Raw genomic sequence first — 16,883 nt, 5'->3', positions numbered from 1 at the left:
CAGCTATCCGGCATCATCGTTTACGCCGATCGCGAGCAGGCTCGCTCCTACACGGTGAGGGAGGTTTACAACTTGGCTTTGATTGCCGCTAAAGCATCTTTGCCATCGGCGGTTTTCACGCCGTCGAGCCATTTATCCAGGACTGCCGGGTTGGCCTTGATCCATGCCTTGGCCGCTTCAGCATTACTGACCTTCTTGTTCACTACCTCAGCCATGATGCTGTTCTCCATCTCCTGGGTGAAACTCAGGTTGGTCAGCAGCTTGCCGACATTCGGGCAGGCCTGTGCATAACCTTTGCGGGTCAATGTATAAACCGCGCCGGTGTCGCCAAAGTACTTCTCGCCACCCTTGAGGTAATGCATCTTCAGCTGCACGTTCATCGGGTGCGGAGTCCAGCCGAGGAAGGTCACGAACTTCTGTTTCTTAACCGCGCGGGACACCTCAGCCAGCATCGCCTGTTCGCTGGACTCCACCAGTTTCCACTGGCCCAGGTCAAAATCATTCTTCTTGATGATGTCCTGCAGTGAGATGTTCGCCGGAGCTCCCGAGCCGATGCCGTAGATTTTTTTCTCGAACTTGTCGGCGAACTTGTTCAGGTCGGCAAAGTTATGCACACCCGCGTCCCAGACATAATCCGGCACGGCCAGGGTGAATTCGGTGCCATCCAGGTTTTTCGCCAGCTGGGTGACATCCCCGTTGGCCACGAACTTGTCGTAGAAGCCCTGTTGTGCTGGCATCCAGTTACCCAGGAAGACGTCGACCTGGCCGTCCTTCAGGCCACCGAAGGTAATCGGCACTGCCAGGGTGTCGACCTTGGCCTTGTAGCCCATGCCGTCCAGCAAAAACCCGGTGATGGCGTTGGTCGCCGCAATGTCGCTCCAACCCGGATCGGCCATTTTCACCGTGTCGCAGCCCTGTTCGGCATACGCCGATGCGCTGCCCAGAGCCAGAAGCCCGACCGTCAGTACTGTGGATAACCTTTGCATGGACTTCCCCTTAACATTATTGGTTTTGGCAGGGTTGTGGATAACGTGCTTTGCGCTCCAGATCATCCAGGTCGATGTGGTTGCGCATGTACTGCTGACTGGCGTCTACCAGTGGCTGGTGATCCCAGCTCTTCAGCTTGCCGATGGTCAGGGCCTCGGCGACAAATCGCCGACGGCGCTGACTGGCGAGCACCTGTTGGTGGATCGCCGGAATGTTCCATTTGGCCCGCGCTTCGGCGAGGAATTCTGCAAACAGTGCGCTGTGTAGTGGCGACTGACTGAGCTCTTCCTGTTCTCGCGGGTCGTTGTGCACATCGAAGAGTAGGCAAGGGTCGTCTTCGCTGTAGATGAATTTGTACGCACCGCGGCGAATCATCATCAGCGGGCTGATGGTGCCCTCGGCCATGTATTCGCCAAAAACTTCATCATGCCCACCCTGCCCCTTCAGGTGCGACACCAGCGAGCGCCCATCCAGCGGCAATCCTGGCTCCAGCGAGCCGCCGGCCAATTCGACAAACGTTGGCAGGAGGTCGGCAGTCGAGACTGCAGCGCTTACTCGCCCTGCAGTAAATTGTCCCGGTGCGCTGATCAGCAAGGGGACCCGGGCGGCCATCTCGAACCAATGCATTTTGTACCAGAGACCTCGCTCGCCGAGCATGTCGCCATGATCGCCCGAGAAGACGATGATGGTGTCGTCGATAAGCCCGGTATCCTCGAGTGTTTGCAGGAGTTTGCCGACGTTGTCGTCAATATAGCTGCAGGCGCCAAAATAGGCACGGCGTGCGTCACGAATCTTATCCACAGGCAGCGGCTTGTCCCACAGGTCGTAAACCTTGAGCAATCGCTGTGAATGCGGGTCCAGCTCGGCTTGCTCTGGTGTCTGCGGAAGCGGGATATCACTGTCTTGGTACATGTCCCAGTATTTTTTCGGGATGGTGTACGGATCGTGGGGATGAGTCATGGAAACGGTCAGGCAAAACGGCTGGTCGCCGTCTTCGCGAATGTGGTCAAACAGGTATTGCTGCGCCTTGAAGACCACTTCTTCGTCAAAATCCAGCTGGTTGGTGCGCACGCAAGGCCCGGCCTGCAACACCGACGACATGTTGTGGAACCAGGTAGGCCGTACATCAGGCTCGTCCCAGTTCACAGACCAGCCGTAATCGGCCGGGTAAATGTCGCTGGTCAGGCGCTCTTCATATCCATGCAGTTGATCGGGGCCACAAAAGTGCATCTTGCCGGACAAGGCTGTGCGGTAACCCAGTCGGCGCAGGTAATGGGCGTAAGTCGGCACGTCGGCGGGGAAATCAGCCGCATTATCGTAGGCGCCAATCTTGCTCGGCAGCTGGCCACTGACCAGGGTAAATCGCGAAGGTGCACACAGCGGGCTGTTGCAATAAGCGGAGTCGAACACCACGCCTTCGGCGGCGAGTCGGCTGAGATTGGGTAATTTGATTGGCGAAAGACCGTAGAACGGCAACATTGGCGCGGCCATCTGATCGGCCATGATGAAAAGAATATTCTTGCGCTTCATGTGATCGCGGCATTCCATAGTGAATATTTATGCGAGAGTGCTGCGATCGAGCATGGAGTCCGGGTACCTTGTGGTAAAGCCCACGTCAGGCAATGACTAGGATAAGCACTGCTTATGTATGAAGCCCTTGGTGGTTTGTCGCTGGATCTGCTGCGAGCCTTCGAAGCTGCAGCCCGTCATCGCAGTTTCACTGCTGCTGCAGTAGAGCTGGGCACTACCCAGCCCGCGGTCAGCCAGCAGATCAAACGGCTGGAAGAGCAGCTGGCAACTCGTTTGTTTGATCGCATTTATCGCGGAATCGAACTGACTGAGGCCGGGATAACTCTGTTCGAACAAGTTCAGCTCGGTTTGCAGAATATCGACGCAGGATTAACCGCAATCAGCGCACAGAACCAGCATGAAGTTTTGCAGGTGGCTACAGATTTTGCCTTTGCCGCGTACTGGCTGATGCCCAGGTTGCATCGCTTCCACGCCGCCAACCCCAGCGTTGATGTCAGCCTGGTGACCAGTGAGCGCAGCCACAACATGCTGCGTAGCGATATCGACGTGGCTGTGTTGTTTGGAGAGGGTCGTTTCAAGCAGGGTGAAAGCCATTGGCTGTTCAGCGAGGAAGTGTTTCCAGTCTGCAGTCCGCTGTTGTTGCAGGATCGCGCCCTGCCCTTGCCCGCCCAGGCCTTGCTGGAGTTTCCGTTGTTACACCTGCGAGGCGAAAACGGCAGTAACTGGTTCGATTGGAGTGGAGTATTTCGCGAGCTGGGGATCAATTCGGTCCCTGCGCCGGGGCAACTGCGCTTTGATAACTACACCCTGCTGATACAGGCGGCGATTGGTGGCCAGGGCGTGGCGATCGGCTGGCGCCACCTTGTGGATAACTTGCTGGCGCAGGGGTTGTTGTGTCGGCCGATTAGCGAAACGGTGATTTCCCGCCTCGGTTATTACGTGGTTTTACCCCAGCGCAAGCGGCGTGGAATCTTGATCCAGCAATTCGTGGACTGGCTGATGGCGGAGCAGGCGGGTAGTGCCCAGTCATTGAATGGACTGCCGATGCCGTCAATCGCAGTGTGACCAGGTTTAGGGTGCCGAAACCGCAACAAAATTCACATGCTCTCCGACATGCAGATTTAACTGCAGCTCATCGGCGATCCCCACCGCTACCCGTTGCAGTCGCTCAAGCGGCTCTGCCAGGCCCGGTTCGAGGCTGCTGCTGACCTGACTGAAATGTTCGATGGTCAGCCCGGGCACACCTCGCGGCGCATTGACCATGGTCCATTGCAAAGTGCTGCTTTGCAGGGCCTCACGAATTTCTTCCGCCGCGTGGCGTTGCAGGCGATCTTCTATTTCCGGATCGTGCAACACGGCAAAATCGCCCACCAGAAACAGCCGGGCAATACTCGAAGCCTGCATACCCTCGATCAGCGCATCCACTGCCAACACCTGTTCCACGGGACCGGGGATGATGGTCTTTTCCACATATTCGCTGTTGAACGGCAACCCTGGCGCGTCTAACAGACACACCACCGCCGAACTGCCGGCCACGCTTTGCTTCACTCGCTGCGCGTCGAACAGATCGCCGGTCTTGGCGCGCAGTCCCGGACGGGGCGGGAGCGCAGTCAGGTCATCGAGAATGGTGATCACTTCGTGCTGGCGCCGCAGCATTTCAGCCATCAGCGCACTGCCCAGGCTACTCATGGCACCATAAAGCACCACTTTCACAACGGGGGTTTCGGCATTTTTCATGGCTGGTATCCCTTGATTACAGCGTATATGGCGTGTGACCCGCGGCAATCGTTCAGGGTTCGACCGGGTTTGGAGGGTTTCAGATGCAAGGGATAAAGGGCTATCACGCCCACGTGTACTTCGACGCAAGCAATATTGATCAAGCGCGGGCGTTATGCGAGCAGGCAGCGCAACTGTTTCCATTAAAGATGGGCCGGGTGCACGAACGTCCGGTAGGACCGCACCCGGATTGGAGCTGCCAGTTGGCCTTCGAGCCGCAATACCTGGGCGAGGTGTTGCCGTGGCTGGTGCTCAACCGCAAGGGTTTGGTGATATTCCTGCACCCCGATACCGGCAACGATCTGCTGGATCACACCGAGTATGCGATCTGGATGGGTGCTGTTCGGCCGTTGAATCTGAGTGTTTTTTGATCAACGCAACTTCGTCCTGTGGACTTCGCTGCTGTCCGACGACCGGTTAAACATCCGGTCATTGCTTTCATTGGCGAAAGCTGGCTGAAAGCTTCCCCGATTAGGATCGCCTCACTCCCGGCAACAGACCGGTTGGCCCAAGCGAGTGTTTTGCTGCTTGCACGGCCCATTTAACAACAACAATGGTGATCCTGATGTCTTTCTCAATCCGCCCCGCCGCTATCACTCCGCCCGCCCGACTCGCGCTTCCCGTTCTGCGCTGACCTCACCCGGTTCGCCCATTTCCCCTAGCCGCGCCACGCCTGGAGTATTCCCATGCTGACTTTCCTTGGCTTCGCCATGGTCATCACGTTCATGTTCCTGATCATGACCAAGCGCCTGTCCGCGCTGATTGCCTTGATCATCATCCCGATCGTTTTCGCCTTGTTCGGTGGTTTCGGGCCGAAGATCGGTCCGATGATGCTCGAAGGCATCACCAAGCTCGCGCCGACCGGTGTGATGCTGATGTTCGCAATTTTGTACTTCGCCCTGATGATCGACTCTGGCCTGTTCGACCCGGCCGTGCGCAAGATCCTCAAGCTGGTCAAGGGCGACCCGTTGAAGGTTTCGGTCGGCACCGCCGTACTGGCGCTCGTCGTCTCCCTTGATGGTGACGGCGCGACCACTTACATGATCTGCGTAGCGGCCATGCTGCCGCTCTACAGCCGCATCGGCATGAGCCCGCGAATCATGGCGGGGCTGATCATTCTTGCCGGCGGCGTGATGAACATGACGCCCTGGGGTGGCCCGACCGCGCGTGCGGCCAGTGCGCTGCATGTAGACCCTTCGGCGATCTTCGTGCCGATGATTCCGGCGATGCTGGCGGGTGTCGTGGCGATCCTGGCGATTGCCTACTTCTACGGCAAACGCGAGCGTGCCCGGCTGGGTGAGCTGCACCTGGCTGGCGATGAGATCGACCACAGCGAGATCAGCGTTTCGCAATTTCCGGATGCCCGTCGTCCGAAGTTGATCTGGTTCAACGGCGCGTTGACGCTGGTGCTGATGTGCACCCTGATTGGTGGTCTGTTGCCCCTGCCTGTGTTGTTCATGGTGGCGTTCAGTATCGCGATGATCGTCAACTACCCATGCCTGCAGATGCAAAAAGATCGCGTCGCGGCCCATGCGGGCAGCGTGCTGGCAGTGGTCGGTTTGATCTTCGCGGCCGGTATTTTCACCGGTATCCTGTCGGGCACCGGCATGGTCGATGCGATGTCGAAAAGCCTGCTGGCGGTGATTCCGGATTTCCTTGGCCCGTACCTGGCAGTGATTACCGCGCTGGTCAGCATGCCGTTCACATTTTTCATGTCGAACGATGCATTTTATTACGGCGTGTTACCAGTTCTTGCCGAAGCTGCGAGTCATTACGGTATAACCGCAGTTGAAATGGCACGTGCCTCGATCGTCGGTCAGCCCGTCCACTTGCTGAGCCCGCTGGTACCATCGACCTATTTGTTGGTGGCCCTGGCCGGTATCGACTTCGGTGACCACCAGCGTTTCACCCTGAAGTGGGCAGTGCTGGTGTGCATGTGCATACTTGTTGCAGCATTGCTGATGGGGATTTTTCCGCTGTTCAGCACTCTATAAGCCCAAGACTCACCATGACGGGTCCAGGCTTTGTTGATTGAAGCCCGGGCCCTTCGTGGTTTAAACACTCGCTCAAAGGAATACACATGGAATGGCTGACCAACCCTGAAATCTGGGTTGCCTTCTTTACCCTGACCGCCCTGGAAATCGTCCTGGGTATCGATAACATCATCATGATTTCGATCCTGGTCAGCCGCATGCCCAAGCACATGCAGGCGCGCACCCGGATCTTCGGCCTGGCGCTGGCCATGGTCACCCGAATCCTGTTGTTGCTGTCGATCACCTGGGTCATGCAGCTCACTGCCGATCTGTTCGAGGTCTTCGGCCAGGGCATTTCCGGACGTGACCTGATCCTGTTCTTCGGTGGCCTGTTCCTGCTGTGGAAAAGCTCGCAAGAGATGTACCACGCGCTGGAAGGCGAAGATGAGACCGGTGAAGAGCCTACCGGCAAGGGCGGCAACTTCCTGTACACCATCATCCAGATCGCGATCATCGACATCGTGTTCTCCCTGGATTCGGTGATCACGGCAGTCGGCATGGTTTCCCATGTGCCGGTCATGGTCGCGGCCATTGTGGTGGCGGTACTGGTGATGATGTTGGCGGCCGGCACCATCAGCTCGTTCATCGACAAGCATCCGTCGTTGAAAATGCTGGCGCTGTCCTTCCTGCTAGTGGTCGGCACCGTGTTGATCGCCGAGTCGTTCGAAGTTCACGTACCAAAAGGCTACGTCTACTTCGCCATGGCGTTCTCGCTGGCGGTCGAAGCGTTCAACATCAAGATGCGCACCGCGATGGCAAGAAAACGCAAGCAGCAGGACCCGGTGAAACTGCGCAAGGACATTCCTGGCCAGTAATATCGGCAGTCGGCTGGAAATGAATGGGGACCTCAGGGTCCCCATTTTATTTTCCATCCAGCTGTTTTTATGACACTTTTGTTTCAATCACCTCTTTAGCTATGCGATGCTGGCGCGCAGACCGTTAGCCAACTACAGCTTAAGTACAGAACGTAGAAAAACGCGCGGCACCGTCAACTTGCTCCTTTGGGGCGCTACCACCACAGGGGGCCCTTATGCTCACCCTGCTCAATTTGTTATCTGCCGTGGCCTTGCTGATCTGGGGCACGCACATCGTCCGAACCGGCATCCTGCGGGTCTACGGTTCCAATCTGCGCCATGTGATTGGCCAGAACATGTCCAGGCGCTGGCTGGCGTTTATCTCCGGCATCGTTGTGACCGCCATGGTCCAGAGCAGTAACGCTACGGCCATGCTCGTCACTTCGTTTGTCGGTCAGGGCCTGATGGCGCTGACACCGGCGCTGGCGACCATGCTCGGCGCGGACGTTGGCACAGCGCTGATGGCTCGGGTGCTGACGTTCGACCTGTCCTGGTTGTCGCCGTTGTTGATTTTCCTCGGGGTGATCTTCTTCCTGTCCCGCAAGCAGACGCGCCTTGGGCAGATGGGGCGGGTCAGCATCGGCCTGGGCTTGATCATTCTGGCGCTGCAATTGATCGTCGAATCGGCCGCGCCGATCACCCAGGCCCAGGGCGTGAAGGTGATTTTCGCCTCGCTGACCGGCGATATCCTGCTCGATGCCCTGGTCGGCGCGCTGTTCGCGATGATCTCCTATTCCAGCCTCGCCGCGGTCTTGCTGACCGCTACCCTCGCCGGTGCGGGAGTGATCAGTCTGCCAGTGGCCATCGGCCTGGTGATTGGCGCGAACATCGGCAGCGGTGTGTTGGCCTTCCTCAGCACCAGCATGCAAAACGCCGCAGGTCGGCAGGTGGCGCTCGGGAGCCTGTTGTACAAATTGATCGGGCTGTTGCTGATCATTCCGGTACTTGACCCGTTGGTGCACTGGATCGACAGCCTCGACTTCAGCCCACAGGAAATGGTCATCGGTTTCCATTTGCTCTACAACACCGTGCGTTGCCTGATCCTGCTGCCTAGCGTAGGGCCGATGGCCCGGCTGTGTGCCTGGTTGCTGCCGGAACGCCCGGAGATCAATGGCATGGCCAAGCCGCGCCACCTCGATCCTACCGCGTTGGTCACCCCCAGCCTGGCGCTGGCCAATGCGGCGCGGGAAACCCTGCGCATTGGCGACCTGATCGATAACATGCTCGAAGCCATGCTGGATGTGCTGCACGGCAAGCAGACTGCCGTGACTCAGGAGATGCGCCGCCTGACCGATGATGTTGAAGCGCTTTACAGCGCCATCAAGCTGTACCTGGCGCAAATGCCCCGTGAGGACTTGAGCGAACAGGACAGTCGACGCTGGGCGGAGACCATTGAGTTGGCGATCAACCTCAAACTCGCCAGCGACCTGATCGAGCGCATGCTGCGCAAGGTTCAGCAGCAAAAGACTTCGCAGCGCCGGTCGTTTTCCGAAGTCGGCCTTGAAGAATTGGCGGGGCTGCACAGCCAGCTGATTTCCAACTTGCGTCTCGGATTATCGGTATTTCTCAGTTCCGACAAGGAAAGCGCGCGGCAGTTATTGCGTGAGAAACGTCGCTTTCGCGCGCAGGAACGGCGCCTGGCGCATGCACATGTGAGCCGGTTGCAGCGCAAGATCGTCCAAAGCATCGAAACCAGTTCCTTGCATCTGGAGCTGATTGCCGACATGAAGCGCCTGAACTCACTGTTTTGCAGCAGCGCCTACGCGGTGCTCGAAACCGCCGACACGGGTGCGCTGGCGGTGGACGATTTGGCAGACATCACACATTCGCCTTGAACGTCTGACACAGTGGTGAGTCAGTAACATTGGTTCGGCCTGATGGTTAATCGCGAGCAGGCTCACTCCTACAGTTGATTTGTGGAGTTCACAGGATCCCTGTGGGAGGGAGCCTGCTCGCGACTGGCTACCTGGACAGCGACATGGATCTCCGATTGGTTGCCTGGAAGCTCGTTATGCGTTGCCTGTTGTTTGCCTGTCTACTGCTTGGCGCGTTGCCTTCGTTTGCCCTGGATCGCTTCCAGGTCGAGGGATATACGCTGCCCAATGGCCTGCAATTGCTGCTCAAGCCCGGCATGGACCGCGGGCATGTGGCGATTCGCCTGGTAGTGGGCGTCGGGCTGGATGATTTCAGTTGCGCCGACAAAGAGCTGCCGCATCTGCTCGAGCATCTTTTGTTCAGTGGCATCGACGCCACCGGCGAAGGCGGCCTGGAAGAGCGTATGCAGGCCTTGGGCGGGGAATGGAATGCCTACACCAGCAATGCCGACACCACCTTCGTCATCGAAGCTCCGGCGAAAAACCAGCGCAAAGTGCTCGACCTGCTGCTGGCCCTGTTGACCCAAACCCGCTTCGACGACAACGCGATCAATGCGGCCAAACAGGTAGTCGAGCGTGAGGACGGCGGACACTACTCGCACCTGCAGCGCTGGCTCGATCGCCAGGACCTCGGCCACACGGCGAGTAATCAGCTGGCGGTTGAGCTGGGCCTGAAGTGCCCTGAGCGCGCCCAGGTTGATTACCTCACCCGCGAACAGCTCGAGGATGTGCGCAACGCCTGGTATGCCCCCAACAACATGACGCTGATCGTGGTGGGTGACCTTGATCGGCTGCTGCCAGCTTACCTGGAGCGGGCCTATGGCGAGCTCGAAGCGGTCGACCCGACCGACCACCCGCCCCTACCGGAAATCAAGGCCACGGCGGCTCACGAGCGCACCTTGAGCCATGGCCTGGTTGGTAACGGCGCGAAGCTGCACTGGCTGGTGCCGGAACCGGTATTGGAGGACCAGCACGACGAGACTTTCGATTTGCTCAAGGACTACCTGGACTGGGCGCTCTACCGCAAGATGCGTCTGGCTCACAGTTTGTCCTACGGGCCCTCGGCCGAGCGCGAGGTGTTCGGTGGGGTTGGTTTCATGAGCCTGAACGCCGATCTGGAGCGTGATGACCTGCCCCAAGCCAAGCAGGTCCTGGAAGAACTCAAGGCCGGCCTGCTCAAGGACGGTCTCAATGTCGAAACTTTCAACCGCCTCAAACAGGCGGCCATTGCCCGCCAGGCCTGGGCCGTGCAGGGCAATAGTGCGTTGGCCGATTATTACTGGGGCGCGCTGGGAAATTTCCAGAACGGTCGTTTTGCCGACCCGGCAAGGGACCTGCAGGGTGTCTCCCTGGAGGAAGCCAACCAGGCCATGCGCGCCTTGCTGTTGCAGCCGGGGTATCTGCGGATAGAAAAACCGTTGATCAGTGATGATGAGTTGATCTGGTTGATTGCCGGGGTGTTGGCTTTGCTGGTGCTTGGTTTATTGGCGTGGCGCATATACCGCAAGGCGTAGCAGCTGCCGAAGGCTGCGTTCGGCTGCGCAGCAGTCGTAAATCGGTATCGTCACTTTTCCTCGTGTACCGAGGTGAAAGGTTTACGACTGCTTCGCAGCCGAACGCAGCCTTCGGCAGCTGCTACAAAGGTGGTGTGTTTGCAGTCTTCGGCGAGTTCGTGAAGGGTGTTGTATTGCAGCCGCCGGCAGGTTCGAAAAGGTTTTTTGTTTAAAAGGCAGCCCCTCGCCACACCGCCCCCCCGGGCGGTAATCTGTCGAGGATTTTTCCTACGACTAGTGCGAACCGCCGAATGCCAAATCTGACCCTATACGTGCAGCGCATACTGGAATTGATGAAGCGCTATCCCGGGGTCATCGCGCTCGGTGGATTCATCTCCGGGGTCGGCAGCTTCATACTGGTCGATCGCCAGCAAGGCCTGGCGACCTGGATCACCATCATCATGGTGCTCAGCTGGATCTGGTTGATGCTGGAAAACAGCCTGACCAAGCTGTTCGCCAGGATCTTCAAGCGCGAGATTCCCCAGCCGTTGCTGCGCTACGCCACGCAGATGATCCACCAGGAAAGCCTGTTCTTCGTCCTGCCATTCTTTTTCATCACCACGACCTGGAACAGCGGGCAGTTGTTTTTCACCGGCCTGCTGTGTGTCGCGGCGCTGATATCAATTATCGACCCGCTCTACTACAAGTGGCTGGCACCGCGCCGCTGGGCGTTCCTGGCCCTGCATACGCTGACATTGTTTGCCGCGCTGCTGACCGCCCTGCCCGTCATCCTGCACTTGACCACGGCCCAGAGTTTCAAGCTGGCGCTGGGCATCTCCGTGGTGCTGTCGTTCCCCAGCCTGGCATCGATTTTCCCCATTCGCACCGTGCGCAACGCGTTAGCGATCCTGAGCATTACCGTGGGCATCGGCGGCGTCGGTTGGGTGCTGCGTTCCTGGGTACCGCCGGCGACGCTGTGGATGACCGAAGTGGCCATCAGCACGCAAATGCAGGACCGCACGCCAGGTGACAGCCTGGACGAAGTGACGGCCCAGCAGATTAGCGGTGGTGGGCTGTATGCCTACACCGCAATCAACGCGCCGCGCGGGCTGGACGAGCGGATCTACCACGTGTGGCAGTTCAACGGCAAAGAAGTGGATCGAATTCCCCTGGATATCCACGGCGGGCGCAAGGAAGGCTATCGCGCGTGGACCCACAAGCAGAACTTCCCGGGCAACCCGGCCGGCAACTGGCAGGTGCGTGTGCTCACCGAGGATGGCCAGTTGATTGGTGTGCTGCGCTTCAAGATCACAGACAGCACACCGATCAAAGAAAAGTAATACGCTTCGTGATATTACGTACCACAGTTTTTCAGCCGATCAAGCATGGAGCTTATGACCAGCAGTACAACGGCCGGCAATGCCCAACTGGACACCTCTCACTCTCCCGCACAGTTGCGGGTTACGGGTGACTGGACGCTTGCCCATTACGCCGACCTCAAGGGCCTGAGTGAAACCATTCGTGGCCAGTACGACGACAACACCCACATCGACCTCAACGGCCTGGGCGCCCTCGATACCGCCGGCGCCTCGTTGCTGGTGGAGTTGCTGGGCTCCGAGCGTCTTGGCCGGTCCGCTGAACATCCGGATTGCACTTTGTCCGGCGCTGATCGCGCACTGCTGCAAACCGTCTACTGCTCGATGACCGATTTCTGCGTGCCGATCAAGGAGGCGGAAGTCGGCGTCGGCATCCTGCTGCTGACCCGCATCGGGCGCGCGGTGGATGCGGTCTGGCAAGACACGTTGCAGCTGCTCGGCTTTGTCGGCCTGATCCTGGAAACCATCGCCCGCAACCTGTTTCGCCCCAAGCGCTGGCGCCTCACGCCAATGGTCGCGCACATCGAACAGACCGGGCTGGATGCTGCGCCGATCGTTGCCCTGCTGACGTTCCTGGTGGGCGCCGTGGTGGCCTTCCTCGGGGCAACGGTGCTGGCGAGTTTTGGTGCAAGTATCTTCACCGTGGACCTGGTGGCGTTCTCTTTCCTGCGCGAATTCGGTGTATTGCTCACCGCGATCCTGATGGCTGGCCGCACCGCCAGCGCTTTCACCGCCCAGATAGGCTCGATGAAGGCCAACGAAGAAATCGACGCCATCCGCACCCTGGGCCTGGACCCCATGGAGTTGCTGGTAGTGCCGCGAGTACTGGCGCTGCTGGTGGCACTGCCGATGCTGACGTTCCTGGCGATGCTCTCCGGGATCATTGGCGGCGGCGTGGTGTGTGCGGTGTCGCTGGATATCTCGCCGGCGATGTTCCTTTCGCTGTTGCAATCAGACATTGGCGTCCAGCATTTCCTGGTGGGGATCGTCAAAGCGCCGATTTTCGCCTTCCTGATTGCCGCCATCGGGTGTCTCGAGGGCTTCAAGGTCAGCGGCAGCGCCGAATCAGTTGGCGCCCACACCACGTCGAGCGTAGTCCAGTCGATTTTTGTGGTGATCGTGCTCGACGCCGTGGCCGCGCTGTTTTTCATGGAGATGGGCTGGTGAGTCGACAACCCCGAGCGCCCTCCGAGGCGGTGATCGAAGTCCGTGGGCTGTGCAATCGCTTCGGCAGCCAGAGCGTGCACGAGAATCTTGACCTGGACTTGTACAAAGGAGAAATCCTCGCCGTGGTCGGCGGTTCAGGCAGCGGCAAATCGGTGTTGTTGCGTAGCATCGTCGGCCTGCGCCAGCCCAGCGAAGGCATGGTGAAGGTTTTCGGGAAGAACCTTCCGGCCCTGCCCGAGCACGAGCGCTCACTGGTCGAGCGTCGTTTTGGCGTGCTGTTCCAGAAAGGCGCCCTGTTCTCTTCGTTGACCGTGACCGAGAACGTCGCCCTGCCCCTCATAGAGCACGCGGGATTGAGTCGCAATGATGCCGAGCACCTGGCTGCGGTAAAGCTGGCGTTGGCGGGTTTGCCGCTGTCTGCCGCAGACAAGTACCCCGCCTCGCTCTCCGGCGGCATGATCAAGCGCGCCGCACTGGCTCGGGCGTTGGCACTGGATCCGGACATCCTGTTTCTCGACGAGCCCACTGCCGGTCTCGATCCGATTGGCGCCGCCGCTTTCGACCAGCTGATCCTGACCCTGCGTGACGCGCTGGGCCTGAGTGTTTTCCTGGTCACCCACGACCTGGACACGCTCTATACCATCACCGATCGAGTGGCGGTGCTGGCGCAGAAAAAAGTCCTGGTGGCGGATGCCATCGACAAGGTTTCGGAAACCGACGATGCGTGGATTCACGAATATTTCCACGGCCCGCGCGGCCGTGCGGCACTGACTGCCGCCCAACAGCTTAACGAGGTCTGACATGGAAACCCGAGCCCATCACGTATTGATCGGCCTGTTCACGGTAATTGTGGTGGCAGCCGCCCTGCTCTTCGGACTCTGGCTGGCCAAGTCCAGCGTTGACACCGAGTTCAAGGACTACGAAATAGTCTTCAACGAGGCGGTCAGTGGCCTATCCAAGGGTAGCGCCGTGCAGTACAGCGGGATCAAGGTTGGCGACGTGGTAACCCTGCGCCTGGACCCGAACGACCCGCGGCGGGTGCTGGCGCGAATTCGCCTGGGCGGTGATACGCCGATCAAGGAAGACACCCAGGCCAAGCTGGCGCTGACCGGGATCACCGGCACTTCGATCATCCAACTGAGCGGCGGCACCCCACAGAGCCCGACGTTGAAGGGCAAGGACGGCAAATTGCCGGTGATCGTCGCGTCGCCCTCGCCCATCGCCCGCTTGCTCAACGACAGCAATGACTTGATGGCCGGCGTGAACACCCTGATGCACAACGCCAACCTGATGTTCTCCACGGAGAACGTCGAACGCATCAGCAAGACGCTGGAGCATCTGGAGCAGACCACTGGCACCATCGCCGACCAGCGTGGCGATATTCGCCAGGCCATGCAGCAACTGGCATCGGTCGGCAAACAGGCCGGCGCCATGCTCGAACAGACCTCTGCGCTGATGCGCAACGCCAACGGCTTGCTTAACGATCAAGGCAAGCAGATGTTCGGCAGCGCCGAGCAGGCCATGAAGTCCCTGGAGCAGAGCAGCGCCACCATCAACACATTGCTCTCGAGCAATCAGGACTCACTCAACAATGGCATGCAGGGCCTCAACGGACTGGCCCCCGCCGTTCGTGAGCTGCGCGATACGCTGACCTCCTTGCGCGCCATATCCCAGCGCCTGGAAGCTAACCCCAGCGGTTATCTGCTGGGCAACGACAAGAACAAGGAATTCACCCCATGAAGCTGACCCGCGCCCTGCTCCTCTCCAGTTTTGCGCTGATCAGTGCCTGCTCGATCCTACCCAAGCCCGAACCATTCGATGTCTATCGGTTGCCGTCCGCTCAGGTCGGCGTCGCGGCCAGTCCTGGCGCCATGCAGCGTTGGTCGTTGCGCCTGGCCAAGCCTCAGGCCAGCCAGGCGTTGAACAGCCCGAACATCGCCGTTATCCCTCAGGGAGACCTGATCAGCAGTTACAAAGCCTCGCGCTGGAGCGATCCGGCGCCGGTGCTATTGCGCAATCGCCTACTGGATGGCTTCCAGCGTGACGGCCGGGTGCCGCTGCTGAGTACTGACGACAGCAATTTCCAGGCGGACCTGGAGCTTGGCGGCAATTTGCAGGCGTTTCAGACCGAATACCAAGGTACGACCGCCAGTGTGGTGGTGCGGCTGGATGCGCTGCTTGTGCGTGGCTATGACCAGCGAATCCTCGCCAGTCGCCGCTTTGAAGTACGTCAGCCATTGACCGACGTGCAGGTGCCGGCGGTGGTAGCCGGGTTTGGCCAGGCGACAGATCAGCTGACGGCGCAGGTGGTGAATTGGGCGGTGGCGCAAGGCCAGAAACTCGCGCCCGTTGCCCATTAGTAGCTGGCGAAATGCGGCCTTGTGGGAGCCTGGCTTGCCAGCGATGACGACTTCAAGATCGCCATCGCCGGCAAGCCGGCTCCTACAGAATTACGTTATGGCAGTGACTGCGCTATTAGCCGAAGAACCAGTAGCAAACGGCGATTGCGCCGACTACTCCGGCGAACTCCGCCAATAATGCGCAGCCAACAGCATGCCGCGCTCGCTGAATCCCCACCGCGCCGAAGTACACCGCCAACACATAGAACGTGGTCTCGGTACTGCCCTGGATCGTCGCCGCCACCAACGCCGGGAAGCTGTCGACCCCCGATGTTTTCATGGTTTCGATCAGCATGGCCCGCGCTGCGCTGCCGGAAAACGGCTTGACCATCGCCGTCGGCAAGGCATCGACAAAGCGCGTATCCCAACCGGCCCACTCGACCAAATGGCGAATGCCATCCAGGCCAAAATCCAGCGCCCCGGATGCGCGCAACACCCCGACCGCGCAGAGCATTGCCACCAGATACGGCAGCAGATTTTTCGCTACATCGAAGCCTTCTTTTGCGCCTTCGACGAACGCTTCGTAAACCTTTACTTTGCGCAGCGCGCCGATCACCAGGAACAGCATGATCAGGCCAAACAGCGTCAAGTTGCCGAGAATCGAAGACAGGCCGGCCAGGGCGGTGGCTGACAGCGTCGCCAGCAGCGCCATGAAGCCACCGAGTGCCAGGGCACCGGGGATCATGTAGGCAAGCACTACCGGGTCCCACAGGCGCAGGCGTTGCATGAACGCCACGGACAGCAGCCCGACCAGGGTCGAACAGCTGGTGGCCAGCAGGATTGGCAGGAATACCAGGGTTGGATCGGGTGCGCCTTGCTGCGCCCGGTACATGAAGATCGTCACCGGCAGTAGCGTCAACGAAGAGGCATTCAGCACCAGGAAGAGAATTTGCGCGTTGCTGGCAATGGTCGGGCTGGGATTGAGTTCCTGCAGCGCCTTCATGGCTTTCAAGCCGATTGGCGTGGCAGCGTTGTCCAGGCCCAGGCCATTGGCGGCGAAGTTGAGGGTGATCAGGCCGATCGCCGGGTGACCGGCCGGGACTTCCGGCATCAGTCGCAGGAACAGTGGCCCCAATGCTTTCGCCAGCCAATCAACGATGCCGGCTTTCTCGGCGATGCGCAGAAAGCCCAGCCAGAGGGTGAGGGTGCCGAACAGCAGGACCATGACCTCGACTGACAACTTGGCCATGGCGAAAATGCTTTCCACCATCGCCGCAAAGATCCCGGCATTGCCGCCGATCAACCACTGCGCCAGCGCCGATACGGCGGCCACGATGAAGAAGCCAAGCCACAGGCCATTTAGCATCAGTCAAATCCCCCAAAGAATGCGGCGAATGATAACGGGGTAGCCAGAAACGACAAACCCCGGATTTCTCCGGGGTTTGTCTGTTACT

At 59.3% G+C, this 16,883-nt stretch carries 15 protein-coding genes; 11 read left to right on the top strand and 4 right to left on the bottom strand.

The window, feature by feature from the left end:
• Positions 1 to 65 precede the first annotated feature (65 nt).
• The gene (gene choX / locus ORL50_RS15400; protein WP_266016302.1) at positions 66 to 986 is read right to left on the bottom strand and encodes a choline ABC transporter substrate-binding protein; all 921 of its coding nucleotides are present in this window, start codon (positions 984 to 986) and stop codon (positions 66 to 68) included.
• Positions 987 to 1,002: 16 nt separating this feature from the next.
• Complete coding sequence (betC, locus tag ORL50_RS15395; RefSeq protein ID WP_266016301.1) at positions 1,003 to 2,517, bottom strand: choline-sulfatase; 1,515 nt, start codon at positions 2,515 to 2,517, stop codon at positions 1,003 to 1,005.
• A gap of 114 nt (positions 2,518 to 2,631) precedes the next feature.
• On the opposite strand from betC, the gene ORL50_RS15390 reads away from it, so the two are divergent.
• Positions 2,632 to 3,582: a choline sulfate utilization transcriptional regulator gene (locus ORL50_RS15390; RefSeq protein WP_266016300.1), complete on the top strand. Its 951-nt coding sequence runs from the start codon at positions 2,632 to 2,634 to the stop codon at positions 3,580 to 3,582.
• A 6-nt stretch (positions 3,583 to 3,588) separates the two neighbouring features.
• On the opposite strand, the gene ORL50_RS15385 is transcribed toward ORL50_RS15390, so the two are convergent.
• Positions 3,589 to 4,254 carry an NAD(P)-dependent oxidoreductase gene (locus ORL50_RS15385; protein WP_266016299.1) on the bottom strand — a complete coding sequence of 222 codons (666 nt, stop codon included), beginning with the start codon at positions 4,252 to 4,254 and terminating at the stop codon, positions 3,589 to 3,591.
• An 83-nt stretch (positions 4,255 to 4,337) separates the two neighbouring features.
• Between ORL50_RS15385 and ORL50_RS15380 the strand changes: the two genes are divergently transcribed.
• The 10 genes from ORL50_RS15380 to ORL50_RS15335 all read left to right on the top strand — a co-directional run bounded on the left by ORL50_RS15380 (position 4,338) and on the right by ORL50_RS15335 (position 15,450).
• Positions 4,338 to 4,664: a DOPA 4,5-dioxygenase family protein gene (locus tag ORL50_RS15380; RefSeq protein ID WP_266016298.1), complete on the top strand. Its 327-nt coding sequence runs from the start codon at positions 4,338 to 4,340 to the stop codon at positions 4,662 to 4,664.
• Positions 4,665 to 4,979: 315 nt separating this feature from the next.
• A complete protein-coding gene (locus tag ORL50_RS15375; RefSeq protein ID WP_266016297.1) occupies positions 4,980 to 6,287 on the top strand; it encodes a CitMHS family transporter in 1,308 nt (435 codons plus the stop codon).
• Between the two features lie 86 nt (positions 6,288 to 6,373).
• Positions 6,374 to 7,141 carry a TerC family protein gene (locus ORL50_RS15370; protein ID WP_045061647.1) on the top strand — a complete coding sequence of 256 codons (768 nt, stop codon included), beginning with the start codon at positions 6,374 to 6,376 and terminating at the stop codon, positions 7,139 to 7,141.
• A gap of 215 nt (positions 7,142 to 7,356) precedes the next feature.
• Entirely contained in the window at positions 7,357 to 9,015 is a 1,659-nt protein-coding gene (locus tag ORL50_RS15365; RefSeq protein WP_266016296.1) for a Na/Pi cotransporter family protein, read from the top strand.
• 176 nt (positions 9,016 to 9,191) lie between these two features.
• Entirely contained in the window at positions 9,192 to 10,568 is a 1,377-nt protein-coding gene (locus ORL50_RS15360; protein ID WP_266016336.1) for a M16 family metallopeptidase, read from the top strand.
• 290 nt (positions 10,569 to 10,858) lie between these two features.
• Positions 10,859 to 11,887 (top strand): DUF5924 family protein, encoded by a 1,029-nt coding sequence (locus ORL50_RS15355; protein ID WP_266016295.1) that lies wholly within the window; start codon positions 10,859 to 10,861, stop codon positions 11,885 to 11,887.
• Between the two features lie 54 nt (positions 11,888 to 11,941).
• Entirely contained in the window at positions 11,942 to 13,090 is a 1,149-nt protein-coding gene (locus ORL50_RS15350; protein ID WP_266016294.1) for an ABC transporter permease, read from the top strand.
• On the top strand, positions 13,087 to 13,890 hold the full coding sequence (locus ORL50_RS15345; RefSeq protein ID WP_266016293.1) for an ABC transporter ATP-binding protein: 804 nt from the start codon (positions 13,087 to 13,089) through the stop codon (positions 13,888 to 13,890). Before ORL50_RS15350 ends, ORL50_RS15345 begins: the two co-directional genes overlap by 4 nt.
• A gap of 1 nt (position 13,891) precedes the next feature.
• Complete coding sequence (locus ORL50_RS15340) at positions 13,892 to 14,830, top strand: MlaD family protein (protein ID WP_266016292.1); 939 nt, start codon at positions 13,892 to 13,894, stop codon at positions 14,828 to 14,830.
• The gene (locus ORL50_RS15335; protein WP_266016291.1) at positions 14,827 to 15,450 is read left to right on the top strand and encodes an ABC-type transport auxiliary lipoprotein family protein; all 624 of its coding nucleotides are present in this window, start codon (positions 14,827 to 14,829) and stop codon (positions 15,448 to 15,450) included. The genes ORL50_RS15340 and ORL50_RS15335 overlap by 4 nt, the downstream gene beginning before the upstream one ends.
• 115 nt (positions 15,451 to 15,565) lie before the next feature.
• On the opposite strand, the gene ORL50_RS15330 is transcribed toward ORL50_RS15335, so the two are convergent.
• Entirely contained in the window at positions 15,566 to 16,795 is a 1,230-nt protein-coding gene (locus ORL50_RS15330; protein ID WP_122840888.1) for a nucleoside recognition domain-containing protein, read from the bottom strand.
• Positions 16,796 to 16,883 lie beyond the last annotated feature (88 nt).

Source organism: Pseudomonas sp. RIT-562 (assembly GCF_026241895.1).
Classification (GTDB): Bacteria; Pseudomonadota; Gammaproteobacteria; order Pseudomonadales; family Pseudomonadaceae; genus Aquipseudomonas; species Aquipseudomonas mandelii_F.
The sequence above is the reverse complement of the archived record's forward strand: the minus strand, read 5'-3'. Positions and strand labels throughout refer to the sequence as shown.